This window comes from Herbiconiux daphne (assembly GCF_024979295.1).
In the GTDB taxonomy this organism is placed as follows: domain Bacteria; phylum Actinomycetota; class Actinomycetes; order Actinomycetales; family Microbacteriaceae; genus Herbiconiux; species Herbiconiux daphnes.
Genome location: NZ_JANLCJ010000251.1, coordinates 1 through 854, shown reverse-complemented (window position 1 = coordinate 854; position 854 = coordinate 1). Strand labels below are relative to the sequence as shown.

The 854-nt window shown below is 41.9% G+C and carries 2 protein-coding genes; both read left to right on the top strand.

The genetic code is table 11. From position 1 onward, the window contains the following. Positions 1 to 254: 254 nt before the first annotated feature. Positions 255 to 635 carry a hypothetical protein gene (locus tag N1032_RS24435; protein WP_259543103.1) on the top strand — a complete coding sequence of 127 codons (381 nt, stop codon included), beginning with the start codon at positions 255 to 257 and terminating at the stop codon, positions 633 to 635. Continuing rightward, positions 616 to 854, top strand: a 239-nt coding sequence (locus N1032_RS24430) for a hypothetical protein (RefSeq protein WP_259543101.1), incomplete at its 3' end; no start/stop codon positions are given. The genes N1032_RS24435 and N1032_RS24430, both read left to right, overlap by 20 nt.

Genomic DNA, 854 nt, shown 5'->3' with positions numbered 1-854 from the left:
AGGTGTTGGAAGCGTAAGTACTTTCTAAAGTACGTATCTCAAGAGGATTCTTAGCAGTCCTCTTTATGATACTTTCATCATTGGTATCAACCCTCAGTTATTTTGTTGAACGACTATTGTTCAAGCCCTCTTTTTATCATTGTGAGGGTTTTTTAGAGTAGTTGTGTTGCTCTACATGGCTATTAACTGTCACTATTCGTCCGTAAGGTAACGCATAGGTAGCCGAAGTAATAATTGACAGGAGTAGTAGAATAATGAACCTGCGTAAAATTGTCGGTAATGTTGACAATAAGCAGTTGCTTGCAGATATCGCCATTAAGTTTTTACCAATGGCTGAAACTCAAGTTCAACAAATGACCGCTGGCATCAAAGGTGCTAAAGCTGGTATCCGTCGTGCTGTTGATGTTCAACGTGATGCAAAATACATCTTGCGTCGTCGTAATCAGTTCCCTGCCAACGTTATTGCTTGGGCTACCAAAGCAAAGGCGGATGCTAATTTCGACGAACATCGTTATCACGCCGAAAAGCAAGGTTTCCTTGAAGGCTATCGCGAAGGTCGTGCGTTAGAATTCATGTTGAAATCTATCATCAAACTTGCGAAAGAGGAGGCATCTGATGTTTCCGATAACGCTTGAATTTAGTGATGGAAAGGTAGCTTCTTGTTGGCCTCCTTGCTATGGTTTTCTAAGGGATGTTGAATGGACTGATTGGACTCAACGGTTTCACTTTGGGTCTAGATCAATTTGTTATGCTCGTCGTGAGCGTTTGTATAGCGAAAATGGAATCACTCCAGAAAAACCTCTCGGTGAACGTTTAGGAATGCATTGCTACGATACCGGTAGTGATGAAGTCCC